26 protein-coding genes are annotated in these 24,774 nt (G+C 37.2%); 10 read left to right on the top strand and 16 right to left on the bottom strand.

All coding sequences use genetic code 11. The features are described from left to right. Positions 1 to 189 precede the first annotated feature (189 nt). Both ACNKXV_RS08460 and ACNKXV_RS08455 read left to right on the top strand, forming a co-directional pair. A complete protein-coding gene (locus ACNKXV_RS08460) occupies positions 190 to 576 on the top strand; it encodes an START-like domain-containing protein (RefSeq protein ID WP_417907275.1) in 387 nt (128 codons plus the stop codon). Positions 577 to 627: 51 nt separating this feature from the next. Continuing rightward, positions 628 to 1,473: an aminotransferase class IV gene (locus tag ACNKXV_RS08455; RefSeq protein ID WP_417907274.1), complete on the top strand. Its 846-nt coding sequence runs from the start codon at positions 628 to 630 to the stop codon at positions 1,471 to 1,473. On the opposite strand, the gene ACNKXV_RS08450 is transcribed toward ACNKXV_RS08455, so the two are convergent. The 5 genes from ACNKXV_RS08450 to ACNKXV_RS08430 form a co-directional block, all read right to left on the bottom strand. Further along, positions 1,470 to 2,030, bottom strand: coding sequence for a YqgE/AlgH family protein (locus ACNKXV_RS08450; protein ID WP_417907273.1), 561 nt, complete (start codon positions 2,028 to 2,030; stop codon positions 1,470 to 1,472). The two genes, ACNKXV_RS08455 and ACNKXV_RS08450, sit on opposite strands and share 4 nt — an antisense overlap. A gap of 119 nt (positions 2,031 to 2,149) precedes the next feature. After that, on the bottom strand, positions 2,150 to 2,422 hold the full coding sequence (locus ACNKXV_RS08445; RefSeq protein WP_006990442.1) for an HU family DNA-binding protein: 273 nt from the start codon (positions 2,420 to 2,422) through the stop codon (positions 2,150 to 2,152). Positions 2,423 to 2,607: 185 nt separating this feature from the next. Beyond that, a complete protein-coding gene (fmt, locus tag ACNKXV_RS08440) occupies positions 2,608 to 3,555 on the bottom strand; it encodes a methionyl-tRNA formyltransferase (protein WP_417907272.1) in 948 nt (315 codons plus the stop codon). After that, positions 3,552 to 5,453, bottom strand: coding sequence for a RecQ family ATP-dependent DNA helicase (locus tag ACNKXV_RS08435; protein WP_417907271.1), 1,902 nt, complete (start codon positions 5,451 to 5,453; stop codon positions 3,552 to 3,554). Before ACNKXV_RS08435 ends, fmt begins: the two co-directional genes overlap by 4 nt. Next, positions 5,454 to 5,993 carry an AAA family ATPase gene (locus ACNKXV_RS08430; protein ID WP_417907270.1) on the bottom strand — a complete coding sequence of 180 codons (540 nt, stop codon included), beginning with the start codon at positions 5,991 to 5,993 and terminating at the stop codon, positions 5,454 to 5,456. 82 nt (positions 5,994 to 6,075) lie between these two features. On the opposite strand from ACNKXV_RS08430, the gene ACNKXV_RS08425 reads away from it, so the two are divergent. The 3 genes from ACNKXV_RS08425 (at position 6,076) to murA (ending at position 8,440) form a co-directional block, all read left to right on the top strand. Next, positions 6,076 to 6,369 (top strand): DUF493 family protein, encoded by a 294-nt coding sequence (locus ACNKXV_RS08425; protein ID WP_417907269.1) that lies wholly within the window; start codon positions 6,076 to 6,078, stop codon positions 6,367 to 6,369. Positions 6,370 to 6,471: 102 nt separating this feature from the next. Continuing rightward, positions 6,472 to 7,113 carry a DUF4290 domain-containing protein gene (locus tag ACNKXV_RS08420; protein ID WP_417907268.1) on the top strand — a complete coding sequence of 214 codons (642 nt, stop codon included), beginning with the start codon at positions 6,472 to 6,474 and terminating at the stop codon, positions 7,111 to 7,113. A 13-nt stretch (positions 7,114 to 7,126) separates the two neighbouring features. Then, positions 7,127 to 8,440, top strand: a complete 1,314-nt coding sequence (murA, locus tag ACNKXV_RS08415; protein WP_417907267.1) for a UDP-N-acetylglucosamine 1-carboxyvinyltransferase — start codon at positions 7,127 to 7,129, stop codon at positions 8,438 to 8,440. A gap of 68 nt (positions 8,441 to 8,508) precedes the next feature. On the opposite strand, the gene ACNKXV_RS08410 is transcribed toward murA, so the two are convergent. Next, positions 8,509 to 9,969 (bottom strand): TonB-dependent receptor, encoded by a 1,461-nt coding sequence (locus tag ACNKXV_RS08410; RefSeq protein WP_417907266.1) that lies wholly within the window; start codon positions 9,967 to 9,969, stop codon positions 8,509 to 8,511. A gap of 104 nt (positions 9,970 to 10,073) precedes the next feature. Here ACNKXV_RS08410 and ACNKXV_RS08405 point away from each other — a divergent pair, with 104 nt between their 5' ends. Both ACNKXV_RS08405 and ACNKXV_RS08400 read left to right on the top strand, forming a co-directional pair. After that, on the top strand, positions 10,074 to 10,835 hold the full coding sequence (locus tag ACNKXV_RS08405; RefSeq protein WP_417907265.1) for an MBL fold metallo-hydrolase: 762 nt from the start codon (positions 10,074 to 10,076) through the stop codon (positions 10,833 to 10,835). A 1-nt stretch (position 10,836) separates the two neighbouring features. Next, a complete protein-coding gene (locus ACNKXV_RS08400) occupies positions 10,837 to 11,334 on the top strand; it encodes a hypothetical protein (protein WP_417907264.1) in 498 nt (165 codons plus the stop codon). On the opposite strand, the gene ACNKXV_RS08395 is transcribed toward ACNKXV_RS08400, so the two are convergent. The 9 genes from ACNKXV_RS08395 to ACNKXV_RS08355 form a co-directional block, all read right to left on the bottom strand. After that, positions 11,331 to 11,987 carry an alpha/beta hydrolase gene (locus tag ACNKXV_RS08395; protein ID WP_417907263.1) on the bottom strand — a complete coding sequence of 219 codons (657 nt, stop codon included), beginning with the start codon at positions 11,985 to 11,987 and terminating at the stop codon, positions 11,331 to 11,333. The two genes, ACNKXV_RS08400 and ACNKXV_RS08395, sit on opposite strands and share 4 nt — an antisense overlap. Further along, positions 11,987 to 12,310, bottom strand: coding sequence for a magnetosome magnetite crystal formation protein family (locus ACNKXV_RS08390; protein WP_417907262.1), 324 nt, complete (start codon positions 12,308 to 12,310; stop codon positions 11,987 to 11,989). The genes ACNKXV_RS08395 and ACNKXV_RS08390 overlap by 1 nt, the downstream gene beginning before the upstream one ends. A gap of 5 nt (positions 12,311 to 12,315) precedes the next feature. After that, the gene (locus tag ACNKXV_RS08385; RefSeq protein WP_417907261.1) at positions 12,316 to 13,569 is read right to left on the bottom strand and encodes a dihydroorotase; all 1,254 of its coding nucleotides are present in this window, start codon (positions 13,567 to 13,569) and stop codon (positions 12,316 to 12,318) included. Further along, positions 13,566 to 15,473 carry a BatA domain-containing protein gene (locus ACNKXV_RS08380; RefSeq protein ID WP_417907260.1) on the bottom strand — a complete coding sequence of 636 codons (1,908 nt, stop codon included), beginning with the start codon at positions 15,471 to 15,473 and terminating at the stop codon, positions 13,566 to 13,568. The genes ACNKXV_RS08385 and ACNKXV_RS08380 overlap by 4 nt, the downstream gene beginning before the upstream one ends. 49 nt (positions 15,474 to 15,522) lie before the next feature. Continuing rightward, positions 15,523 to 16,725 (bottom strand): sensor histidine kinase, encoded by a 1,203-nt coding sequence (locus ACNKXV_RS08375; RefSeq protein WP_417907259.1) that lies wholly within the window; start codon positions 16,723 to 16,725, stop codon positions 15,523 to 15,525. A 61-nt stretch (positions 16,726 to 16,786) separates the two neighbouring features. Beyond that, complete coding sequence (locus ACNKXV_RS08370; RefSeq protein ID WP_417907258.1) at positions 16,787 to 18,004, bottom strand: GAF domain-containing sensor histidine kinase; 1,218 nt, start codon at positions 18,002 to 18,004, stop codon at positions 16,787 to 16,789. A gap of 52 nt (positions 18,005 to 18,056) precedes the next feature. After that, complete coding sequence (locus tag ACNKXV_RS08365; protein WP_417907257.1) at positions 18,057 to 18,827, bottom strand: TIGR02757 family protein; 771 nt, start codon at positions 18,825 to 18,827, stop codon at positions 18,057 to 18,059. A gap of 9 nt (positions 18,828 to 18,836) precedes the next feature. Further along, entirely contained in the window at positions 18,837 to 19,502 is a 666-nt protein-coding gene (locus tag ACNKXV_RS08360; protein WP_417907256.1) for an ABC transporter ATP-binding protein, read from the bottom strand. A 52-nt stretch (positions 19,503 to 19,554) separates the two neighbouring features. After that, positions 19,555 to 21,993 (bottom strand): DUF5916 domain-containing protein, encoded by a 2,439-nt coding sequence (locus tag ACNKXV_RS08355; RefSeq protein ID WP_417907255.1) that lies wholly within the window; start codon positions 21,991 to 21,993, stop codon positions 19,555 to 19,557. A 143-nt stretch (positions 21,994 to 22,136) separates the two neighbouring features. On the opposite strand from ACNKXV_RS08355, the gene msrA reads away from it, so the two are divergent. From msrA to ACNKXV_RS08340, 3 genes are read left to right on the top strand one after another with little or no spacing between them, the layout of a single operon-like run. Then, positions 22,137 to 22,685, top strand: coding sequence for a peptide-methionine (S)-S-oxide reductase MsrA (gene msrA, locus ACNKXV_RS08350; RefSeq protein WP_417907254.1), 549 nt, complete (start codon positions 22,137 to 22,139; stop codon positions 22,683 to 22,685). A 4-nt stretch (positions 22,686 to 22,689) separates the two neighbouring features. Then, positions 22,690 to 23,286 (top strand): GTP cyclohydrolase I FolE, encoded by a 597-nt coding sequence (gene folE, locus ACNKXV_RS08345; protein WP_417907253.1) that lies wholly within the window; start codon positions 22,690 to 22,692, stop codon positions 23,284 to 23,286. A 43-nt stretch (positions 23,287 to 23,329) separates the two neighbouring features. Continuing rightward, entirely contained in the window at positions 23,330 to 23,632 is a 303-nt protein-coding gene (locus tag ACNKXV_RS08340; protein WP_417907252.1) for a hypothetical protein, read from the top strand. Between the two features lie 58 nt (positions 23,633 to 23,690). Here ACNKXV_RS08340 and ACNKXV_RS08335 read toward each other — a convergent pair. Further along, on the bottom strand, positions 23,691 to 24,774 hold a 1,084-nt coding region (locus ACNKXV_RS08335; RefSeq protein WP_417907251.1), incomplete at its 5' end, for a TonB-dependent receptor plug domain-containing protein.

Genomic DNA, 24,774 nt, shown 5'->3' with positions numbered 1-24,774 from the left:
TTAAGTATTTTGCATTTTTAGATTCTTTGAAAAGCCTTATTGTAAAAGGCCTCACGTGATTTCCTTAATGCGGGTGCAAATATAAAAACAATTTGTATTGGTGCAAACTTTATTTTCTAAAATATTTATTTTGATTTCTTTTAATCTTTCCAATTAATATCTATATTGCCCGAAACTAATTAATCTAGAATGGAAGAAAAGACAAAATACGAAATGGAGTTTCCTATTCAAGCTTCTCCTTCGCTATTATACCAATATATATCAACACCCTCAGGATTAAGTGAGTGGTATGCAGATAATGTAAATTCCCGAGGGGAATTTTTCACTTTTATATGGGAAGGCAGTGAGGAAAAAGCAAAATTGTTGAGTAAGAAAAGCGATGAACGTATTAAGTTCAAGTGGATTGATGATGAAGATACTCCTTATTATTTCGAATTAAGGATCCAGGTAGATGATATTACCAAAGATGTCTCTTTGATGATCACAGATTTTGCTGAAGAAGATGAGATAGACGAAGGTAAAATGCTGTGGGAAAATATGGTTTCAGACCTTAAACAGATCCTTGGATCTGCATAAAAGTCTTAATATAATATTACCTTAGCCCCGTTTTATAAACGGGGTTTTTTTATGATCAATTTAAACGGAAAAATTGTAAAAGAGAATGAGGCTACTCTTCCGGTTCTAAACCGTGGTTTCGCCTATGGAGATTCAGTATTTGAGACAATTAGAGTAATTAATGGAAAAATAATGTTCTGGGAAGACCATTATTTCCGCTTAATGGCATCTATGAGGATCATGAGAATGGAGATTCCTGCTAATTTTTCTCCGGAATTTCTTGAAGATGAGATCAAAGCCATCATTGAAGCTAATGGCTATTCTGCCAGTCCTTCCCGTATTCGATTTGCTGTATATCGCCAGCAGGGTGGATATTACACACCGGCTACCCGTGAAATTGGTTATGTGCTAACGGCAGAAAAGATGGAGGATGCATTTTATCTTTTCAATGCTAAGCCTTATGAAGTGGAATTATTTAAAGATCATTACGTAACGAGTGGATTGCTTTCCACCATTAAATCGAATAATCGCGCGGTGAATGTTCTTGGAAGTATTTATGCTTCGGAAAATTCTTATGACAACTGCCTTTTGCTTAACGAGAAAAAGAGTGTTGTAGAAGCGCTGAATGGAAATATTTTTCTGGTTAAAGGAAATACTGTAAAAACGCCACCATTGGCTGACGGTGCCATTAATGGAGTAATTCGTAAACAGCTTATAAATATTTTAAATAAAACCGAAGATTATACTTTTGAAGAAGCTTCTATTTCTCCTTTTGAACTTCAAAAAGCTGATGAGTTATTTATAACGAACGTGGCTATGGGAATACAGCCTATAAGTAAATACAGGAAAAAAGAATTCAAGCACAAGGTTGCGAAGGATCTTTTAAGTAAGCTTAACGTAAAAGCGCGCTTAGGTTAATTATAGGTAGGATTTTCAGGGGAATTAGACCATAACATGTATTCTCCACCCAGTTCCAGCATTTTGTCTTTCCAAAAAGAAGAATAAGGCTTTTCAAGCAGGTCTTTATGATCTTCGTTAACTGTTATAATCCAGGAGTGGGCGTTCAGCTCTTCATCAAGCTGGTTGGCATCCCATCCTGAATATCCAAGGAAAAATTTGATCTGTTTATCATCTATAAGATCTTTGGAGATAAGCTCCATGACTACTTCAAAATTACCGCCCCAGTAAATTCCATTGGCTATCTCAATACTGTCTGGGATAAGATCTGGTATTTTATGAATAAAATAAAGGTTATCCTGTTCTACGGGTCCACCGTTGTACACGTTAAAATCTCCCTTTAATTCCGGAATAAGATCTTTTAATGTAAAATCCAGGATTTTATTCAATATAAATCCTACCGAGCCATTTTCAGAATGGTCGGCCAGAAGAACGACAGAGCGATTAAAAGAGACATCTCCAATAATGGATGGTTCTGCGACTAAAAGATGGCCCTTGGTTGGTTTTAACGCGATCATTGTAGCAGTCTTTTGAACTAATCTAAATATTTCCTGTAAAAAATGCAATACAATTGCAAAAATTTTGAATAAAAAAAGCCTCCCGGGTGGAAGGCTTTCTAATTTACTAATACAAATTATTAGTTTACAGCTTTTTGCAAATCAGCTCCGGCCTTAAATTTCACTACATTCTTAGCAGCAATCTTAATTGTTTTTCCGGTTTGTGGGTTTCTTCCTTCACGAGCCGCTCTTTTAGATACAGACCAAGATCCGAATCCTACTAATGATACTCTATCACCTTTTTTAAGAGATTTCTCAACGTTCTCTAAAAAAGACTCTAATGCTTTTTTTGCTGCTGCCTTAGAAATTCCAGCGTTTTCAGCCATTGCATCGATTAAATCTGTTTTGTTCATAATTTGAATTTTAAATTAATTGTTGGTTAAACATTCTGTTAAACTGGTTTACAAATTTATACGGAATTCTTGTCCACGCAAGTAATGACAAGGGAAATGCCCGTATTTGTTAATAACTTGGTTGTTTTGTTAATAAAGATACTTGTTTTTTATTAAAATGCAACAAATTCAGTGTTAATAAGGCTTTAGCGCATAATGGCATCTTTTGAAAAATTAAATCCATTTAGCAATGCTTCAACAGGCATTTTTCTCTTCCCTGGCAGCTGAATTTCTTCTACTATAATGTAGCCGCCATTTACAGCCACTTTTAAAGTTTTTCCGTCTATTAAAATTGCTCCCGGATTATGAGAATGGGTGTCTTTTTCGTTTGCAACCTTATAAATCTTGACGTTTTGTTCCTTTCCGTCATTTATTAGGTAACACCACGCTGAGGGATAAGGGTTGAGTCCTCTAATATGGTTATGGATATCGTCAAGAGATTTCTCCCAGTTAATCTTAGTGTTTTCTTTATTTAATTTAGGCGCCTCTTTCAAATCGGGAGAGTCAGATTGATTCACAGGAGTTATATTATTTGCCGCAATACCTTCCAGGGTGGTTACCACCAGCGAAGATCCTTTTGCCATTAGTCGGTCATGCAAGGACTCTACATTTTCTTCCGGGTCAATTTCTATTTCTTCCTGCATGATCATGGCACCGGTGTCTATTTTCTCATCAAGAAAGAAAGTTGATACACCCGTTTTAGTTTCACCATTAATAATCGCCCAGTTAATAGGTGCAGCACCCCTGTATTGGGGAAGGAGGGAAGCATGTAAGTTGAAAGTCCCATACTCCGGATAAGACCATACAGATTTTGGCAACATTCTAAAAGCAACGACAACCTGAACATTAGGATTCAATGCTTCTAACTCCTCCTGAAAATCTTCAGATTTTAAATTGGTTGGTTGTAAAACTTTCAGATTTTTGGAAACGGCATAAGTTTTAACCGCACTTTCTCTTAATTTTCTACCCCTGCCGGCTGGCTTATCTGGTGCTGTAATAACACCTACAACATTATATCCGGCTTTTAATATGGCCTCAAGACTCTTTACGGCGAAGTCTGGTGTTCCCATAAAGACAATTCTCAGGTCTCTCATTTCTTTCTTAGTTTATATTTGTTATTAGGAGTCCGGGTTAGGATCCCTTTCTCACTTAATGATTTAATTACGGTAATTACTGAGTTTTCACTATAACCAAGTTCATCCACAATTTCCCTGGAAGATTTAGGCTCTGAACTTAGAACTTTTCTAATAGCAATAAATATCTCATTCATATCATCTCTGGAAAGCTCGTCATTGTTCTGTTTACATACAGAACACTGTCCGCAGGCCTTTTGTTTTTCTTCTCCAAAATATTGCAGCAACTGAATTTGCTTACATATAGTATCGTTCTTTACAAATTCAAGTACAGCCTCTATTTTCTCTTTTTTCATGCTGTTATACTTTTTTATAAAAGGTATAACAGGGTTGATAGTGGATTCATCCTCTCGTGGAACTATAAAGGTGATGCTTGAATCCTGTTTGGTAATATTGAATTCTACAACTTCCTTTTCATTAAGTTCTTCGAAAATTTTAATGCATTCATCTTCGCGAATTCCTGTTTTTTCAGAAAGTGAAGAGATATTGACCGGGATCAAATTTTCAAAAACTCCACCGTAATTTCTCAGTACAGTTTGAAGTAAATTGGCATACCTGGGATTTTCATCCAGATAGTTATCCAGGTGTGATGCCGATAATAGGACCATGATCTCAGTTTTCTTCTGAAAATTTTGAGATAGTTTTAAAATACTGCATCTGTCAAGTAATTGCAGTGCATTGTATGTTTTATTTGGATTTAGCTGATACTGATGGCAAAAACTGGCAAAATTAAAATCATGTCTTGTATTTTCTCCTTCACCGAAAGCGATTCTAAAATATGCGTTCAGTTTTTTATAAATGAGTTTTACATCCTCTGTGCTGGCTAGATTATTTAAAAACTGATTTTTTAAGATTGGAATATCTGCGGCATTGGTAAGAATAATGGCCTTAGAAACTTTACCATCTCGTCCCGCTCTTCCTGCCTCCTGAAAATAACTTTCCATGCTCTCAGGGAGATCGATATGAATAACGCTGCGAACATCGGGTTTGTCTATACCCATTCCAAAGGCCGTGGTGGCCACCATTACCGCTACTTTATTATTTAACCAGGCTTCAAAACGAGCCGACTTGTCTTCTTTTTTTAATCCACCATGATATAAGGTGGCTGAAATTCCATTCTTATTTAAAAATTCTGAAATTTCTCTGGTTGCGCTTCGGCTTCTTACATAAATAATTGCCGAATCATTATGAAGCAATTGGGTTAACCTGAAATACTTATCTTCAGTTTTTACCACCTCATAAACCAGATTGGTCCTTTCAAAGGATTTTTGGTGGATATCCGGTTCCTTCAGAGTTAACTGCTCACAAATATCCTTAATTACCGGTTTGGTTGCAGTGGCAGTAAATCCGGCTATATTGACCTCAGGAAGTATGGTTCTTATTTCAGAAATATTCCTGTAGGCCGGCCTAAAGTCATGACCCCATTGCGAGATACAGTGAGCCTCATCAACGGCAATCAAATTAACGTTCATGTGCTTCAGCCTTTCTCTAACCAGATCTTGTTGTAATCTTTCCGGAGAGAGGTAAAGGAATTTAAAATTTCCGAAGATGCAATTATCGAGGTTCCGGTCAAGATCGGCATAAGAGATCCCTCCGGTAATGGCCATTGCTTTGATATTCTTCTGCTGCAAAGTATTTACCTGATCTTCCATTAAGGAAATTAGGGGAGAAACTACAATGCAAATTCCAGGTTTCATGAGGGCAGGCACCTGGTAACAGAGAGATTTTCCACCTCCGGTAGGAAATAGCGTTAGAGAATCTTTTCCGCTCAGGATGGATCGAATAACATCGATTTGCTGGGACCTGAAATGTTTATAGCCCCAATATTTTTCAAGTATTTTTAATGCTTCTTCCTGCAATTACGGTTTTATGTTACTCAATATAAAATCTGTGCGGGAGTCCACATTGGATTTAGGCACCTCTACAGGATCATATCCATATCTCCTATAAGTTGCATAAAGATAAGCTGAAATTTTTTGTGCCTCCTCGAAGGTTTCGTAACGTTCGTTATCACTTTGGTAAATCTCCTCCCATGGGGGCAGGATAAATATTTTTTGATAGACGTGTTGCTTACAGGTTTCATCGAAAAGATCTGGATAATTAGTGTTGAAGTAATCCATATAGGCAACTACATCTGGTAACCCCCTGTCAAGAAAAACATGCTGGGAATCTAATTCTAAGGCATGGTGGTATTGATTAAGCCGACCTTCGAGTAATTTCTGGCTAAACAGTAAAGGTTTGGTAAGGAAAAGCTGATCAATTCCTTCTTTTTGAGCTTCCAAAGTAACCTGTCTGGAAATTTCATGCAGACAGGTTTCACCCATATCTTCCAGTTTATGAATGATACTGGATTTTCCGGTACCGGGACCTCCGGTAATGACTATCTTATTATTTTTCACGGCACAAATTTCGACAATTGAATTTGATTATAAAAATGCTATCATTCCTTGTATCTTTGCAATGAACAGAAGGAGAAAAATTATGAGTGAATCGAATAATCCCGAGGAATTTTACGCGAAATTAAAAAAGCAACTACAGGACACGGCCATGTGGCCATCTGAATATTTATATAAATTCATTGTGCCTACAAAAGGTGATAAAGTAGAGCAGGTGGAGAATATTTTTGATAATATGGGCGCTGTTATTAAAACCAAACAATCCAAAAAAGGAACCTATACCAGTGTTTCTATTAACGTAAGGATGAAAAATCCGGATGCAGTAATAGAAAAATACCTGGAAGTAGCTAATAAGGTTGAAGGAGTAATTTCCCTTTAAAGCTTTATAAAACCTTTTGTTTGTAGTATTTCTTTATTATATTTTAGTAATTTGCAGGCAGGAGTATACTTCCATATTATTTTACCAAATTAAATTTCAATTTTGACAAACGCATTAGAATATAACTCTGAAAGGAGTAAACTCATCATTCCGGAATACGGAAGACATCTTCAAAAAATGGTGGAACACGCTGTAGAGATCGAAGATGATAATGAGCGTAATAAAGTTGCAAGGTCTATTATTGCCGTAATGGGGAATATGAATCCGCACTTACGGGACGTACCTGATTTTCAGCATAAATTATGGGATCAGTTGTTTATTATCAGTGATTTTAAACTAAATGTGGAGTCACCTTTTCCCAAGCCAACCCGGGAAATGCTTATGGAAAGACCAGATATGCTGGAATATCCGGAGAACAATCCTAAATATCGTTTCTACGGAAACAACATTAAAAGGATGATCGACGAAGCGAAAGATCAGGAAGAAGGTGATTTTAAGGATGCTTTGGTGCTTACCATTGCCAACCATATGAAGAAATCTTACCTGAACTGGAACAGGGATACTGTAGATGATGAAGTGATCTTTGAACATTTACGTGATCTGAGCGGAGGAAAGATCAATCTGAAAAATGCAGATGAAGATCTTACTCAGGCTTCAGAACTGATCAAAGGTACCGCGCCAAAGAAAAAATATACTAAGAATAAAAAGAATACCGGCCGCAAGGGAGGTCGCAAACGCCACTAAATACTACTCTTGAATGGGAACTTTTCAAATTGAAGGCGGTCATCGTTTAAGCGGGGAAATTCAACCCCAGGGAGCGAAAAACGAGGCACTGCAAATACTTTGTGCTGTGTTATTGACAGACGAAAAGGTAACGATCAATAATATTCCTGATATTGTTGATGTAAATAAGCTTATCAATCTTTTAAGAAATCTTGGTGTAAAGGTTGAAAAACTTGGAAAAGGAAGTTATTCCTTTCAAAGTGATGCTTTAAACCTGGAATATCTTAATAGTGAACAATTTAAAATCGATGGTGGTGGGCTAAGAGGTTCCATCATGATCGTAGGGCCAATGCTGGGAAGATTCGGGAAAGGTTTTATTCCAAAACCAGGTGGTGATAAGATTGGAAGAAGAAGATTGGATACACACTTCGAAGGGTTTATTAAACTTGGTGCCGACTTTAGATATAATAAAGAAGAAAGATTTTACGGAGTGGAAGCTCCAAACGGTCTAAAAGGTGATTATATGCTTCTTGAAGAAGCTTCGGTTACCGGGACGGCCAACATCGTAATGGCTGCGGTCCTTGCCAAAGGAACTACAACCATTTACAATGCTGCCTGTGAACCATACCTTCAGCAACTATGTCAAATGCTGAATTCTATGGGTGCCAATATTAGTGGGGTAGGATCTAATCTTTTAACCATAGAAGGAGTAGAGAAACTTGGAGGTTGTGAGCATACTATTCTTCCAGATATGATTGAAATAGGATCATGGATAGGTTTGGCGGCTATGACCAAAAGTGAGATCACCATTAAAAACGTGAATTGGGATATGCTTGGAGTGATCCCGGCAACTTTCAGGAAATTAGGAATAACCGTTGAACAAAAAGGAGATGATATTTATATTCCGGCTCATAAAGATGGATATGAAGTTCAAAGCTTTATTGACGGTTCTATCATGAATATAAGTGATGCACCATGGCCCGGATTTACACCGGATCTTTTAAGTATCATTCTGGTAATCGCAACCCAGGCAAGAGGTAGTGTGTTAGTTCACCAGAAAATGTTCGAAAGCCGACTTTTCTTTGTGGATAAATTAATAGACATGGGAGCCAAGATCATATTATGTGATCCACACCGCGCAACTGTAATAGGACATGACTTCAAATCTCAGTTAAAAGCGACTACTATGACCTCTCCGGATATTAGAGCGGGGATTTCACTTTTAATCGCTGCACTCTCGGCTAAAGGAACTTCAATCATTCATAATATTGAACAGATAGATCGAGGGTATGAAGATATAGAGGCTCGATTAAAAGCCATTGGTGCAAAAATCACCAGATTGGATTAAAATCGAAATATTAAAGCATAAAAAAAGCTGTTCGTTATGAACAGCTTTTTTTATGTTTATGAGTAAAGTTAGACTTCACTATTTGCTTTAAGCTTATGTTCTTTATAGTGGAAAAGGTTTTTCCCTTTGATCATTTCGGTTGTTTTCTCCGGCAACATTTCTTCCCAACCTTCTTTACCTTCGCTAATCATTTTTAATACCTCTCTTGAGTAGATATTAAGGATATCCGGGTTGTAGTTTTCAATATCTTCCACACGACCGTTATACTTGAAGAATTTATATAATTCCTTCATACGCGGGTGTACTTTTAGATTTTCGCTATTGGTAACTTCTCCTGTTTCCGGATCTTTCAATGGGTATAAATAAACCTTCAGGTCTTTAAAGAAAAGTTTACCAAATGCCTCCAGGATTCCACCGCTTAAATGGCGATAGTATTTTTCATCAAATACATCTACCAGGTTTTGTACTCCCATGGTAAGCCCCATTCTTTGTTTAGAATATCTTGAGAAATATTCAACTACCTTAAAGTATTCCTGGAAGTTGGAGATCATAACAGTTTGACCTAGGCTACAAAGTAACTTCGCTCTGTCCATAAAATCTCTTTCATCAATTTCACCTTCAGCTCTAAGGTTGGAGAGGGTGATCTCGAAAATAATTTCAGTATTCTCTTCAGAAACTTTGCTCTCGTTAAGGAAAAGTTCTTTGGATTTTTGAAACATATCCATGTTAACCTTGGTAACTGGTCTAAAACTTCCTCTAAGTGCAAGGATGTTCTTTTTGTAAAGGATCTTAGCAGGAAGAACGTTATTTCCATCAGGACCAAACATCACCGCATCTGTCATCCCATTCTTCACCAGCTGTAAACTCATTAGCCTGTTGTCTACTTTTTCAAAACGAGGGCCGGAAAAGTTTATGGTGTCGATCTCGATCTGATCTTTATCGATATGGTCGTAAAGGTATCTAAGTAATTTTTTAGGATTGTCATACTTATAATATGCTCCGTAAATCAAGTTAACCCCCAGGATCCCTAAAGTATTCTGCTGGTGTCTGGCATCATTTTCATGGAAACGAACGTGAAGAAGGATCTCGTTATATTCTTCTTTAGGATCCACCTGATACCTGATTCCAACCCATCCATGACCTTTATATTTTTTAGCAAAGTCGATGGTCGCTACGGTATTGGCGTAGGTAAAGAACAACTTATTTGGATGCTTTTCTCTGGAAATCCTTTCCTCAATTAGCTGAGTTTCATGAGAGAGCATTTTTTTAAGTCGGGCTTCAGTAACATACCTCCGGTCGTTTTCAACCCCATAAATAGCATCACTAAAGTCTTTGTCGTAGGCACTCATGGCCTTGGCAATAGTTCCGGAAGCACCCCCGGCTCTGAAAAAATTACATACGGTTTCCTGGCCTGCACCAATTTCTGAAAACGTACCATATATGTTTTCATTCAAATTGATACGAAGTGCCTTACTATTAATTGAAGGAACATTCTCGAATTCCTTATCGCCCATTATGGTAATTGGCATATTCTGTCTTTTAGATAAACATTGATGTTTGCGTACCTCAAAAGTACTAAAAGCGGTAGGCATACAAAAAAATATATTTACTTTTGTGTTAAAAATAACACGGCTTGGAAGTAACATTTTTAGGAACAGGAACATCCCAGGGCATTCCCATTATAGGTAGTGATCATCCGGTGTGTCTAAGTGACGATCCAAGGGATAAGAGATTACGGGTTTCAGTACTGGTAAAGTGGAACAATTATAACATTTTGATCGATTGCGGACCGGATTTTCGCCAGCAAATGCTTTCCAATCACGTGGATCATCTGGATGCTATTTTTTATACGCATGAGCATAATGATCATACTGCAGGATTGGATGATATCAGGCCGTTTTTCTTCCGGCAGGGTGATATTCCGGTTTACGCGCATAAAAGGGTGCTAAATGCCTTGCGAAAACGCTTTGACTATATTTTTACCACTGAAAATAAATACCCCGGGGCGCCAGGAGTCATTGAGAACGAAATTGAAAACAAACCATTTAACTTTCACGGGTTGACGGTTACACCGGTTGAATTTATGCATAACCGTTTGCAGGTGTTTGGTTTCCGTATGGAAGACTTTGCTTACCTTACAGATATTAAATCTATAGAGCCTTCTGAGAAGGAGAAATTGAAAGATTTAAAAGTTCTGGTGGTGAGTGCCTTGCGCATCGAGCCGCACCATTCCCATTTTAACCTTGCCGAGGCACTGGAATTTGTCAAAGAACTACAGCCTCAAAAAACATATTTTACTCACATAAGCCATAAACTCGGTTTTCATAAAGAAGTGGAAGCGATGTTACCTGAAAATATATCTCTGGCTTATGATAATTTAAAAATCACCATATAAAATGCGGAATAAGATCTTAATGTATCTCTTTATCTTCACTTTGTTATTTACCATTTTTATATATGTAAATGATAAAAGGATACTTGATTCCAGGCAAGAGAAAATTGAAAGTCTGGAAAATCAACTGGAACAGTCAAAAAATGAACTTCAGTTAAAAGCAGACAATAATTCTGCTGAAGATTATTTTAATCTGGAGCAGAATGATGATGCTTTAAATTATTTTCAGAAGAAAGGGATAGCGACTGAAGGCCTGGTGGCAAAAATTCAGGATGCCATTATCAGTAAAAACAGCAACCAGCAGGATAATCCTCTTGTGCCTCACGCAGGGATGGAAGGAAGTATGCGTATCAACAAAATCAAGGTTTTAAATCACAAATGGATCATAGCGGATTTTACTGATGGTAATTACTGGGGTGAAGTATTTCTTTCCTATGAAGTTTCAAAGGAGGGAGAAATTAGCTTCAATCCTGAAAAATCCTTCCTGTATCCACAGAACTAAATTCTTTTTTTCAACCAGTCCTTTAATTCAAAAAAATTCTGAGGTGCCACCCCGTGACCCACAGGAAATTCTGAATAGGTATTTTCGATATTAAGTTGGTTAAGGATTGGCTGAATTTTACGGGCCCATTCAACAGGGATCACCTGATCTACAGAACCATGGGAACAGTAAATGGAAAGATTGGAAAAATCATTGTTTTGATAATCCTGGTGGAGGATACCTTCATTAATATAACCGCTTAGCGCAATTACATTCTTAACCTTTTCCGGAAAGGAAAGCGCTACAGAATAACTTAAAATGCTTCCCTGGCTAAAGCCAAGCAGCGTTACATTTTCAGAATCTACAGGATAATGCGCAACCAGCTCATCAATAAAATCCTTTATCATATCGCGGGATTCTATTGCCTGAAGATCATCACTAAACTTGCCGTTATTATTATCAAAATGTATGGCGTACCAGGCATTTCCATATGGCTGCATAGAATAAGGAGCCTTGGCCGATACGATAAAAAGTTCATCCGGTAACTCATTTGCAAATGAGAACAAATCATTCTCATCACTGCCATACCCATGCAACATTATTAGTAAAGGAGCCTTGTTTGTAGCTTCCTTAGGTTCTCTGATTATATGTTGTAAAGAAAATTTCTCTGTCATTATTTAATTGTACTAAACCATTTTTGAAAAAACTCACCAAGTAAGGGAACTTCCCTTTCTTCCCCTTGAATAGCCATAAGGATACCGTAACCCCACAACACGATGAAAAACAGGTAAAAGGCAGCAACGATATAAAATTGATCGAATAGTCCCATTAAAGCGCCTATAAGGTAAAAGGTAATATTTATACCAAATGCCTGGCGTATATGGAATCCGGCAAATTTATCTTTCGATTCCATATTCATGAAATAAGCGATAATAGTCCCAATAATCGTAATGTAAGCTACAATCGCTGTGGTTTTTGCTTCTCCTTTTGTGCTCATGATCTTTAGTTTGCAAGTAAATGACCAGATGAAGTAACAACGCCTACGGGTCTGCCTTTCAATTCTTTACCTAAAAAAATACTATTTAAAGAAGTGGATAGAATGTCCTTCTCAGTAAAAACATACTGCTCATCCGGTAAAAACAAACTCAGATCAGCTTTTTGACCTTCTGCTATGGTATCGCTTTTTATTCCGAATCTGTCTTTCCCGGCGGTTAGTAATTTTACAGCCATCCCGGTATCAAATATGGTACATAAAGCACCAAATGCAGATTCAAGGCCTATACTTCCAAAAAGTGCATTATCGAATTCCACCTTCTTGTTTTCTACATCAATAGGATTATGATCTGATGTTACCATATCAATAGTTCCATCCTCTAAACCGGCTATAAGGGCCTTAGTGTCGATGCTGGTTCTTAATGGAGGTAAAACTTTTGTATTGGCATTAAATTCTTTTAATTCATCATCTGTAAGAATCAGGTTATGTATGGCCACACTACAGCTTACATCAAGTCCTTTTTCTTTTGCTTCTTTTATTAGCGCTACAGATTTTGCGGTGGAGATGGTAGGAATATGCAATTTTCCACCTGTATATTCAAGAATATACAGGTCTCGAATTATTTGTAATTCTTCAGCAAGATTTGGTATACCCTTAAGTCCTAATGAAGTGCTGTTTTCGTGCTCATTAACAATTCCGTTGGTAGCTATCCTGTTCTCCTGAGGATAACTTTGAATCAATACATTCATATTTTGAGCGTATTGCAGGGAGATCTTCAGTAAATTAGGATTGCTTACAGGGGACTTATAATCGCCAAACCCAACAGCGCCGGCATTTTTCATATCCAGCAATTCAGCCAGATCTTTGCCTTCACTTTTAATAGTTAAGGCACCCATTGGGTACATTTTAACCGCATGACCCCAGGCTTTGGCTCTAACGGCAGAAATACTGCTGCTATGATCCAGAATAGGGAAGGTAGATGGATTTAAGGCTACTGAAGTAAATCCCGATTTTCCCGCAGTATCCAATCCATTGGAAATTGTTTCCCTTTCTTCATAACCGGGTTCTCCAAAACTTACGCTACTGTCAAACCATCCCTGAGAAACATGTAAATTATCAATTTTAATAACTTCATCTGCTTCCACCTTCAGGTCTTTACCAATTTCAAGGATAGTACCATTTTCCAGAAAAATATCCCGGATTTCATTATGAAAAGAGGAAGTTGGATCAAGGATTTTTACAGATTTTAGGAGTAGCTTCATTTAAGGAGTTTTATTAAAAGTATTTCTATGCCTAAAAATATCAGTGCAAAAATAACAAACCATTTCCAAAGCTCGGTGATTTCCCTGGTGGCATTTGAAGAGGTAAAATATTTTTTTACTGATGGATAAAGTTCTAAATTTTCAAGATCTGTATATGTAAGTTCACTTTCAGCTCTTGAGCTATTGAAACTCAAAGTTCCATAATTTTCATTATCAGCAGTAAGTTGATAATTGCCTGCTTCCAGGCTAATACCATCTGTAGTTATTTCTACTTTCTCATTATAATTTTGCTGAAGAGGGATAAGTTTTGAATCCCTGTTTTCCAGATGAAGGACCCTATCTTCTGCTAATTTTACCGGCACGTCTATTTTATTGGAAATCTCCAGATTATAATATAATTGTTGTGGTTTTTGAGTTTCCAGGCCTATCTGATAAAAAACCGGAACTATAAGCGGTGAATATTGGAAATTGGAATTCTGAATATTTATAGGTGCAGAGAAAATATAGGTGGAACCTGAGGCTGCTAAAAACGGACTGTTATCCTGAAATTTTAAAATTGGAGCTGCAGATTGCAGGTTATAAGAAACCTGAGTTTTGGGATAATCAAAATTCTGAGTGCGATCCTCAAAAACATTTTTAAGCAAAGGATGGTCATACATTATCCCGGTTACCAGTCTTTCGTTTTTCACTAGCTGAATATTCCGGAAGCCCAGGTTACCCACAAAATTTCTCATGGAACTTTCCAGTTCACTTGCCGGAATGATAATTAATTTACTTCCGTCTTTAAGGGCATTGTTGATATTACCGGATAGAGTAGAAGAGAGGTCGCTAACTTCATTCAGAATTATAAGATTGGCATTGTTTAAAATATTGTAATCTACATCTCCGGGTCTTACATTTTGAAAATCGAAGTCGGGTTGGGTATATATTTTAGTAAGAAAATCACTAACGGCTTCAGAAATTGCAATCACCTTAATAGGAGACTTCTCAGAAATATTGAAATACAGGATATCATCATAGCTGAGGCCGTTATCTTCAATTTTTATGTATCCATTTTTAATCAATTGATTCTTAAGCTCAATCTGGATTTCCTTAGTTCTTTCAGAAAAAATAAGAGACCTTCGGCATAAAAGTTTATCAGCATCATAGACCGAAACGATCACAGGATCTTCAGAGTTAATAACTGAAGTGGCTGAAATATTAAGGAGAATCCTTTCAGGGTCTTCTTCAGCGATATAAGCCGTATCAATACTTATGTTATTAAGTTTTTCAGCTTGTAATTTTATCACGTCCAGCTTGAAGTTTTCCTTGTTTTTCGGAGATTTAAAATCTAATCTATTCTGGAAATCTGAAATAATTATTAATTTGTTGAGGGTAGTAGTTTGGTCTTTAAAATGATCTGAGGCTCTTATGTATATATCCCGGGATTTTAGCTGTTTTCCAGTCAGCTGGATTTCCTGTAAAATTGATCTTAATTCATTTCCGGTTTTGATTCTATAAAACCCTGAATTAGTTAACAGAGAATATTCTTCAGTAGAATTGAGACTTTCCAGTAGTTCTTCTATAGCAGTTTGAAATATGGAAGAATTCTCAGTTCTGGCTTGTAAACTGAAGGAATTATCAAGATAGATCAGGTTTTTTACTTCTTGCAGGGCTTCCTGAGTAGAAGGAATATAAGGTTTCGCAAAGGCAAGTATAATGCTTGCCAGCATTAACAACCGGGTAATTAAAATTAGAAATTTTTTTAATCTGGAACTTTTTCGGGTTTCCTGAACTACCTTTTTCAGGAATTTTACGTTCGTAAATTCTTCTTTCTGAAATTTTCGTAAGCGGAATAAATGAACAATAAGCGGAATGACAAGCAGAAGTAATGCATATAATAATTCCGGATGTTCAAAGCGCATATTCAGGAATAAGGTTTCTCAAAGATAGAAAATGAAATGTGATTGAACACTAATTACGCTTAACCCTAAATTTAAAATTACTCCCAATTCCTTCCTGAGACTCGATATTGATCTTACCACCCATATATTCTACCAGTTTATTTACCGTGGCAAGTCCAATCCCACTACCAAGATTTCCTTCGCGGTCAGCCGTTTCAAGAGTGGTGAAAAGCTCGAATATCTCTTCAAAACGGGCTTCCGGTATCCCATTCCCGTTATCCTTAACATCGAAGTAATAATATTCTTCTGACTGCGAAAATTCTATTGCAACTTTCCTTATTTCCTTATCGTTATACTTTAAAGCGTTCCCAATTAGGTTCATAAAAACCTGGGTAAGTGCCGCTTTATTCACGTTGTGAAGAATTACTTCTTCGGGATAGGTGATCTGTATATTTTCGCTTACCTGATAAAGGTCCACAATAGGTTTTAGAAGTTTATTCAGGTCGATGGTGGAAAGATCCTTATCCATTACATGCTCGCTGCGATAAAAACTCAGGATCCCGTCTATATAATTACGTAGAGAATAAGAAGATTCAACTAAAAATTGCAAATACTGCTCGGTATCTTCATCAAATTTCCCTTCATTCTCATCCTTTAAAAGTTCACTAAGAGAGATGATATTTGCTAAGGGTGATTTTAGATCGTGAGATACGATACTGGCAAATTTCTCAAGTTCCTTATACTTCTGTTTTAATTTATTCTGAACCTGATATAATTTGATTTTTTGTTTTCTGAATTCAAACAATTTTAATGCCTGAGCAGCCAGTGCTTTTAATGCCTTGACCTGTACCTGAGTTAGGTCTCTTTCCTGAAGGTCAAAAATACTGAAAACGGCAATTACATGTCCATGGGAATCTTGTAGGGGAACTCCTGCATAGTAGGAATATTCTCTTTCATAAACTCCTTCAGCCGCTTTAAAAATTTCGGGATCTTCAGATCTTTTAAAAATTAACGGGGAATTATCGCTGGAAATAATGCGTTCGCAGAAGGAATTTTCCCGTGGAATTTCGGTTGCCTCCGTTCCAAAAGCCGATTTTTGCCAAATGGTTTTTGAGCCTATAACACTTATCATGGCCACCGGGACCTGGCATATAGCGGCCGCAAGGAAGGTAAGATTATCATAATCTTCGTCTGCCCCTGTTTTAATAATGTTATATTTTTTCAAAGCCTCCCTACGAAGCTTCTCATTGTTAGAAACAATATTGTTTTGCATTTCCCCTTAGAATGTTGATTTAAAGTTATTTAAAATATAATAACTTTTGCTTAAAAAAATGCTAATCTGGGGTATTATGACGAAGAACGCTAAATTCGAATACCGTTCCTTCGTTCTCTTTTGACGTTAATTTGATGGTTCCACCTAAACTTTCAACCAGTTTTTTTACAGTAGAAAGACCAATCCCGTGACCTTTTTTACCTCTTCGATCTTTCTCAGCGACTGTTGTAAAAAGATCAAAAATTTGCTGTTGTCTTGCTTCAGGAATTCCTATCCCGTTATCACTAATACTGAAATTGAAATAATTCTGATTTTCGGTACAGTCGATCTCGATCACGATCTTTTCGTTATCATTATATTTCAAGCTATTGCTGATAAGATTCATGAAAATTTGACCAATAGCAGCGCTTTTTCCATGAATTTTAAGGTTATTGTCAGGTAAATTAATCTCACAGTTTTCAGCAATTTGAAGAAGATCAATTATATCTTCCAGCATATCATTAAGGAAAAACTCCTCTGCGTTCTGGTGATCGGTTTTATTACTGGAATAGTGATCCAGCAAGCCATTGATGTATTCACTTAAAGTAAGCCCGGAATGTTTCAGGTAATTAAGATAATCTGTTCCTTCTTTGCCCAGTTTTTTAGAATATTTCACCTTGAGCATATCGGCGGTGATAATGATATTGGCGAGGGGCATTTTTAAGTCGTGAGAGACATTGCTGGCAAATTCCTGAAGGATCCGGTTATTCTCATCCAGCTCACTTTTAAGAGCTTCCAGGATTTTATTCTTCCTTCGGGATTCCATTAAGGATTCCACTTGTTTACCCAATGCCTTTAAAGCCGTTTTTTGACTCTCATCCAGCTCATGCTCTTTGGAATCATAAACACACAGGGTTCCTAAAGGATGCCCATGAGTGTCCATTAAGGAAACCCCGGCATAATAATTAATGGAATTTTCTCCTGTCACAAACGGATTGTCACTAAACCTGGCATCATCAGATGCGTTCTTAACTTCCAGCAGGTTTTCAGGTTCTGTAATGGTATGCCCGCAAAACGAAACATCTCTGCCGGACCCGGTAAGATCTGTTCCAAATTTTGATTTGAACCAATTCCGGTCTGCGTCAATAAGATTAATTACGGCAATAGGGGTTTTACAAATATAACTTGCCAGCTGGGTAATATTATCGTAGGACTCTTCTGGAAGAGTATCCAAAATGTCAAGTTCCTTTAACGACTGTAGCCGGTCAAATTCATTAATAGGTATTGCAGGACTTATCATTTACTTCTAATTTCAAAAATTAAATTAAAATAATTTTTTAAAGTAAGGCATTTTAGAACCTATCCTTTTCAAAAACTCCCAGCCCAAACAATGCAAAATCATATTTTACGGGATCCTGAGGGTCAAGTTTTCTAAGATTATTATCTAGCTCATTTAGTGCTTTGGAGTCATTCATTTTTCTCTTTAGTACCCCAAGTTGTCGGGCTACATTTCCTGAGTGTACATCTAATGGACAGGAAAGGGCAGAGGGAGAAATAGAATTCCATAATCCAAAATCAACACCTTTATTATCTTTTCGTACCATCCATCTTAAAAACATGTTTATTCGTTTCGCAGCCGAATTTTTTAATGGATCACTTACATGTTTAGTGGTTCTGACAGGATGCGGTAATTCAAAAAAGATCTTTTTAAATTTATGAATCGCCGGCTGCAGACTGTTTTTATTTTCGAATTTCTCAAATATCGCCTCTAAGCCTGAATGGTTTACATAAATATTCCTGAGTGCTGCTATAAAATATTTTAAATCTTCAGCATTAAAAGTTCGATGTACAAATCCTTCCAATCTATCCAGATCCTCAGGTTTATGCTCCATTATAAAAGTATATGGACTGTGGCCCATAAGGTCCATCATTTTTTTGGAATTCTTCAATATACTTTTACGGTTTCCCCAGGCAATGGTTGCAGTTAAAAAACCGGCAATTTCAATATCCTCTTTTTTGCTGAATAAATGTGGAATTTGAATGGGGTCTGAATCTATGAACTCCGGGGTGTTATATTGCTCCACCTTGTAATCGAGAAATGATTTGAGTTCTTTTTTGTTCAAATTTTATATTTATTGATGTACTATTTCACCATCAACCATGGTTAATTTTCTATCGGCCATATTTGCCAATTCTTCATTATGAGTTACAATTACAAAGGTCTGGTCAAATTCATCACGAAGTTTAAAGAAAAGTTTATGTAAATTTTCTGCAGACTCGCTATCCAGATTTCCGGAAGGTTCATCGGCAAAAATTACTGCCGGGTTATTAATTAAACTTCTGGCTACAGCAATTCTTTGTTGTTCTCCACCACTCAATTCACCGGGTTTATGATTAGCCCTGTTTGTAAGACCTAAAAATTCCAGCAGCTCATAAGCTCTTTTTTCGGCTTCCTTTCGCGGAGTTTTATGAATAAACGCCGGGATGCAGATATTTTCTAATGCAGTAAACTCAGGAAGTAACTGGTGAAATTGAAATATAAAGCCAATATGTTTATTTCTAAACTTTGATAATTCCCGGGATTTTAGTCCGTAGATATTGGTCTTATTGATCTCTAATGCTGAATCTTTTCTTTTGGTAGGCCTGTCCAGGGTACCAAGTATCTGCAAAAGCGTTGTTTTTCCGGCACCGGAAGCACCAACAATAGATACAATTTCACTTTTTTTAATATGAAGATCTACCGCTTTTAAAACGTGAAGATCGCCATAGTATTTATGAATATTCCTGGCAATTATCATTTATCAAAAATAAGAATCCCGAAAATAGCCAAATTGCAGGGATTCCCCAAGCTTAGCTCTGGAATAAGTTTTTTATACGGTTATAGTCCAAAAAGTAAACAATTCTCAAACTTAAATTGTGCCTTGCATTCTGTTCAAAAAGTTTGTCGAAACTTTCATAAAACCCAAGTTCACTTAAATTATCCTGATTAAATAATGAATTACGGTAGAGTAGAACCGCTTCACTTCCGGGAGCAAATTGCCACCTGTAGCTTAAGTCAAGATTCCAGATATTAAAATTCCTATCAGGGTCGGAATTTTTATCCAGGTCGTATGCTACCGCTTCCCGCTCTCCATCTTCGACAAGTCTGGTGTAATTTTCATGATTGAAAGTAGCCGTAGACCAGAAATGCCGCAAACTTAAATTCAGACCTTGCTTAGTAGTAAAACTGTAATTCCCCTGAATCGAATTTTCAAGGCTTTTTTGATCCCGTTGGCCAAAGATTATATCTTCATTAACCTTATTCACATAACTTGGTCTATCATTCTGAAGCCTGTAATCCAACTCGTAAATAATATTGAACTTATTATTGATCCTGACTCTTGGACTAAAATTCAGACTATAGGAAGCAAAATCTGAATCAAAGTATTGCTCTGTTCTAACCCGTACATCCAGAGCCAGTTTTTTACGGTAATCTGAAGATATAAAGAATCTTCCGCTGGTATAAGGTTCATATATCACATAAGTATCGGCAGCTCTGGTTTCAAAGAAGTCCTTGAACTCCGAATTAATATTTATTCCGCCTCCAAAAGCGAACCTTTCTTTGGTCATTGCAAAGAAATCTCCGCCTATGCCTGAATTAACCGTTATATCCGGCTGATATCTTCTTAAATGCTGGCCATATAATCCAACTCTGTAATTGTTGAGATTTCCTTTCGGTTCAAAAATCTGATAGGAGACATTTCCCGAAAAGTTGTTGTAATTATTGATAAAGCTTATTCCCAGGTCATTGATGTCGTAAGTCTTATTGGCAAACCGGTGGGAAACTCCGTATCTAATATTTCCTTTGGTTCGATTAGCCGAAAAGTACGAGGCAAACCCGGTAAGATTCTGCCCCGGCAAATTTACATTGCTCATCTTGGCCTGTCCTTCAAAATTAAAACTGTTCTCCTTATTGTAAACATCAAATAAAAAACCTGTCACATTCCCATCCCTAAAATGACCATTTCGGGTAACGTTGGTGTTTATAAGAGAAATGGAGCTGTTTTTATTAAAGCGTTGATCCAGGACGATGATATTATAATTAGCATAGGGTTCGGTTACTTTTTTTCTTATTTCGCCTGTATTCAGGTTACGGTAAACCGCTTCAGTTTGATTAGTAACAGCATTGAATAAGCCAATTCCAAGACCTCTGTCTGTTCTTCCGGAGATTTTCAAGGCGTTAAGTAAATCGGTTTTCTCAGGATTATCTATAATTTCCTCATCTTCTAATTTATCTGCCTGGGCTGAGCTGAAACCTAAAGGTGTGCTTCCCACCCTTCTTGAGTAAAACAGATTTCCTTTATTGAATAGTTCGGTTCCCTCGGTAAAAAAGGCCCGGTTTTCCCCAAAAACCTGTTCGAATGGTCCAAGATTGAGCTCGACTTCATCATAGGCTGTCTGGCCAAAATCAGGAACAAGAGTTAGATCCAGGGTAAAGGAATCATTAATTCCATACTTAAGGTCCATCCCGGCATTAAAATTTAGATCGGTTTCACCATCAAAGCGATTTACAGCAACAGAGGTGTAAGGGTATAAGCTTAACCTCACCGGCGGATCGATATTTTCAATTCCCTTAAGTAAACCGGTATACTGGGTAACCTGACCTATAGATTTATCTATATAATTCCATACGAAAGTTTGATTTTTATGAGTGATGGCACGGAAAAATTGTAAGCCCCAGATCTGGGCCTTCTTTTCTGGAAATCTTAAGGCAGAATAAGGGATTTTCATTTCCACATACCAGCCTTTCTCATCGTGCATTGTTGAAGATTCCCATACCAGGTTATAGTCGTAATCTTCATTATCTCCGGTCATTCGTGCATCTGCCTGAGTTCCTGCTGTGGTGACAATGAATCTGGTCTGGTTCTCTCCATCGTCGTAAGTATTGAAGTCCACCCCAAAAAATTCTGATTGCTGCAGATTGTCTCTTTGGGTAAATTGCCTGATGGTTTTCTCAGGTTCACTTTCCAGCATTACCGCAGCTATATAAATCGCTTCATTATCATAGACCACTTTAACCTGAGTGGCACGTTCAGCAGGGATAGGATCTCCATCACCGGGTTCTACCATTACAAAGTTGTTTGCAACATTGGCTTTGTCCCAAATATCTTCATCTAATATCCCATCAATCTTAGGAGGGTTTTCAATTCTAATTGCAGTATATTCTTTTCTGGAGTTGGGATTTTCCTGAGCAAAAGATTGAAGGCAAAAAATGCATAAAATGCATTTTAGTATGTTTTTCAGACGCATTAATGGTGATTGACGGAATTGATGAACCAAATGTATTACTGTTATATAAATTGTACAAAGGATTTGTTTAAATTCCCGTTTTATTGAGAGAGGTATATTTTTACCTGAATTCAGATTTTAAAAACTGAAAAAATAGATGATTAATGGATAATGCAAATTTGAAAAAAGCGACTCTTGCCGGCGGATGTTTTTGGTGTACCGAAGCTGTTTTTCAAAGACTTGAAGGAGTAGTAAAAGTGAATTCGGGGTTTACAGGAGGGAAAATAAAAAATCCGGCATACCGCGAAATTATAACCGGTCGTACAGGTCACGCCGAAGCTATAGAGCTATATTTTGATCCGGAAAAGATCACTTATGAGGAATTATTGCTGGTCTTTTTTGCCACTCATGACCCAACAACCTTAAACCGGCAGCAGAATGATGTGGGGACTCAGTATAGAAGCGCGATTTTTTATCATGACGAGGAGCAGGCTGAAACTGCAAGAAATATTATTTCATTATTGGAAGAACAAAAAAGTTTTAAGGATCCCGTAGTAACTGAAATTACGGAAGCATCTGCTTTCTACGTTGCAGAACAGGAACATCAGGATTTTTATAACCGGCACAGGCAACAGCCTTACTGCCAGTATATAATAGATCCCAAAATAACCAAGCTTAAAGAGCTTTTTTCAAATAAACTGAAGAAAAATTAATAGTATGTCGTATAAATTCTTTGAGGAATATAACGAAGAGACCACCGAAGGAATGATGAATAATTACAGAGATATCATCAGCGGTGTAGGGGAAAATCCAAATAGGGAAGGGGTTATGAAAACTCCGGAAAGAGCCGCCAAAGCAATGCAGTTTTTAACGCAGGGATATTCTCTGGATGCCGAGAAGATATTAAAAGAAGCCGTTTTTAATGAAAGTTATGATGAAATGGTGGTGGTTAAGGATATCGAGTTGTATTCCCTTTGCGAACACCATATGCTTCCATTTTTTGGTAAAGCCCATATTGCCTACATCCCTAATGGAAAGATAATTGGATTAAGCAAGTTACCCAGAGTGGTGGATGTTTTCGCAAGACGATTACAGGTACAGGAGCGACTTACCCATGATATTCTGGAATGTTTAAATAAAACCCTGCAGCCTCAGGGAGTTGCTGTGGTAATCGAGGCTGTACATATGTGTATGATGATGCGTGGTGTTCAAAAACAGAACAGCGCCACTACAACTTCAGGTTTTAGAGGCCAGTTTAAAGAAATTGAAACGCGCAATGAGTTCCTTAAACTTATAAGCTCAGACCTTAAATAAGATTTGGCACCTTATTTGATTTAATCTGAATAAAATCAGAAAAATGAAGCTATTTAAAAATAAAATATTTGCCAAAGGACTTGTGTACGACCTTGCCGGGATGGCAACTGTGGCCATTCCTTTTATAGGACCATTTCTTGACCTTTTATGGGCTCCTTATGCCTCCAGAAAAATGAGAGAAATGTATCCGGGAAAGAATGGGAAACTTGCTTCTGTAATTGTTTTTATAGAGGAGATCCTTCCGGGGACAGATATTATACCAACGTTTACCCTTATGTATCTATACACCCATGTTTGGAAACGCAGTAAGGTTCAACCGCAGGTTATTGAAGTAGAAAGTTATTAGTGAATTATATTTATTAGTTGGAAGAAGAAGGCTGTCAATATTATCGACAGCCTTTTTTTTATATGCTTATGTTAGCTGAAACCATAAAATTACGCCCAATATTGAACAGATTATCCGTCTTTAATCTCGAAAGATGCGAGATATAAGATTTATTCAATAGATTATTTCCGCTAATTGAAAGATTGACCTCCATTTTTTGGAAGTTAAAAGTACCGCCGGCACCGGCAGCTAAAAGGCCATAGCCTTTGGTAGAAGTTTCGAATTCCCCGGGATTATTTTGAGCAAACACATTTTTCAATTTTAGAAAAGCATATTTCTCCTTGATAAATTTGCCTTTTTGAAATTCTACCCTGAAAGTATTGGTTAGAGAATTTGCCGGAATAAGGGGTAAGTATTCATTCTTATCCAATTTCCCGGTAACAGTTTCAAAACTGGTTTCCAGGTGTAGCCAGTCAATTGGATGTGGGTGTAGGTGAAAACCAATTTCACCACCATATAGATGAGCGTCTTCCTGTTCATATTGATAAACAATAGCATCATTTACCTCCGGCCTGTTAGTTGGATTAATATAGATGTAATCCCTAACCTGATTGGAAAATGCGTTTATAAAGGCTTCAAAATGCTCATTCCTCAATTCGGCTGAAAGATCTGCCTGAAAATTCTGCTCGTTTTTAAGATCAGGATTTCCAATCTCATATCTATTGGCCCCGTTATGAGTTCCATTCGAGGTTAATTCAGATAAGTTTGGTGCACGGAATCCGCTGGCAAGATTAAGACGCAGAATAAATGTTTCATCCAATTGATACTTGGCTCCCAATGCGCCATTTAAACTAGTATAATTGCGGTCGATAGCCTGAATGTTTTCTTCATTTTCAGCTACAAATTCTGCAGTGGTTAGATCTCTGAAGTCGTACCTAAGCCCACCCTGAAAATCCCAGTCTTTTAAATGATAGTGCGCAGTGGTAAAAAAACCAATATCTGTAGTGGAGGCATCGGGAATAAGAATTTCTTCTCCGTAGTTTTTATTGGTTTGAAACATTCCCTGTAGACCGGCAATAACATCAAATTCACCAATTTTTGGGAAATTGTATCTCAGGTTATAATTGAGGGTTTCGAGATGCATTTCTAAGGCAGGAGACAAG

It is taken from the genome of Christiangramia aquimixticola (genome assembly GCF_048285835.1).
Taxonomy (GTDB): Bacteria; Bacteroidota; Bacteroidia; order Flavobacteriales; family Flavobacteriaceae; genus Christiangramia; species Christiangramia aquimixticola.
The sequence above is the reverse complement of the archived record's forward strand: the minus strand, read 5'-3'. Positions and strand labels throughout refer to the sequence as shown.

Coding starts and splice junctions, on each gene's coding strand:
- ACNKXV_RS08450 (WP_417907273.1), bottom strand. CDS start 2,030: ATGATCGCGTTAAAACCAACCAAGGGCCATCTTTTAGTCGCAGAACCA.
- ACNKXV_RS08410 (WP_417907266.1), bottom strand. CDS start 9,969: ATGCCAATTACCATAATGGGCGATAAGGAATTCGAGAATGTTCCTTCA.
- ACNKXV_RS08355 (WP_417907255.1), bottom strand. CDS start 21,993: ATGCGTCTGAAAAACATACTAAAATGCATTTTATGCATTTTTTGCCTT.
- msrA (WP_417907254.1), top strand. CDS start 22,137: ATGGATAATGCAAATTTGAAAAAAGCGACTCTTGCCGGCGGATGTTTT.
- folE (WP_417907253.1), top strand. CDS start 22,690: ATGTCGTATAAATTCTTTGAGGAATATAACGAAGAGACCACCGAAGGA.
- fmt (WP_417907272.1), bottom strand. CDS start 3,555: ATGAGAGACCTGAGAATTGTCTTTATGGGAACACCAGACTTCGCCGTA.
- ACNKXV_RS08455 (WP_417907274.1), top strand. CDS start 628: ATGATCAATTTAAACGGAAAAATTGTAAAAGAGAATGAGGCTACTCTT.
- ACNKXV_RS08380 (WP_417907260.1), bottom strand. CDS start 15,473: ATGCGCTTTGAACATCCGGAATTATTATATGCATTACTTCTGCTTGTC.
- murA (WP_417907267.1), top strand. CDS start 7,127: ATGGGAACTTTTCAAATTGAAGGCGGTCATCGTTTAAGCGGGGAAATT.
- ACNKXV_RS08425 (WP_417907269.1), top strand. CDS start 6,076: ATGAGTGAATCGAATAATCCCGAGGAATTTTACGCGAAATTAAAAAAG.
- ACNKXV_RS08375 (WP_417907259.1), bottom strand. CDS start 16,725: ATGCAAAACAATATTGTTTCTAACAATGAGAAGCTTCGTAGGGAGGCT.
- ACNKXV_RS08360 (WP_417907256.1), bottom strand. CDS start 19,502: ATGATAATTGCCAGGAATATTCATAAATACTATGGCGATCTTCACGTT.
- ACNKXV_RS08390 (WP_417907262.1), bottom strand. CDS start 12,310: ATGAGCACAAAAGGAGAAGCAAAAACCACAGCGATTGTAGCTTACATT.
- ACNKXV_RS08340 (WP_417907252.1), top strand. CDS start 23,330: ATGAAGCTATTTAAAAATAAAATATTTGCCAAAGGACTTGTGTACGAC.
- ACNKXV_RS08370 (WP_417907258.1), bottom strand. CDS start 18,004: ATGATAAGTCCTGCAATACCTATTAATGAATTTGACCGGCTACAGTCG.
- ACNKXV_RS08460 (WP_417907275.1), top strand. CDS start 190: ATGGAAGAAAAGACAAAATACGAAATGGAGTTTCCTATTCAAGCTTCT.
- ACNKXV_RS08445 (WP_006990442.1), bottom strand. CDS start 2,422: ATGAACAAAACAGATTTAATCGATGCAATGGCTGAAAACGCTGGAATT.
- ACNKXV_RS08400 (WP_417907264.1), top strand. CDS start 10,837: ATGCGGAATAAGATCTTAATGTATCTCTTTATCTTCACTTTGTTATTT.
- ACNKXV_RS08395 (WP_417907263.1), bottom strand. CDS start 11,987: ATGACAGAGAAATTTTCTTTACAACATATAATCAGAGAACCTAAGGAA.
- ACNKXV_RS08385 (WP_417907261.1), bottom strand. CDS start 13,569: ATGAAGCTACTCCTAAAATCTGTAAAAATCCTTGATCCAACTTCCTCT.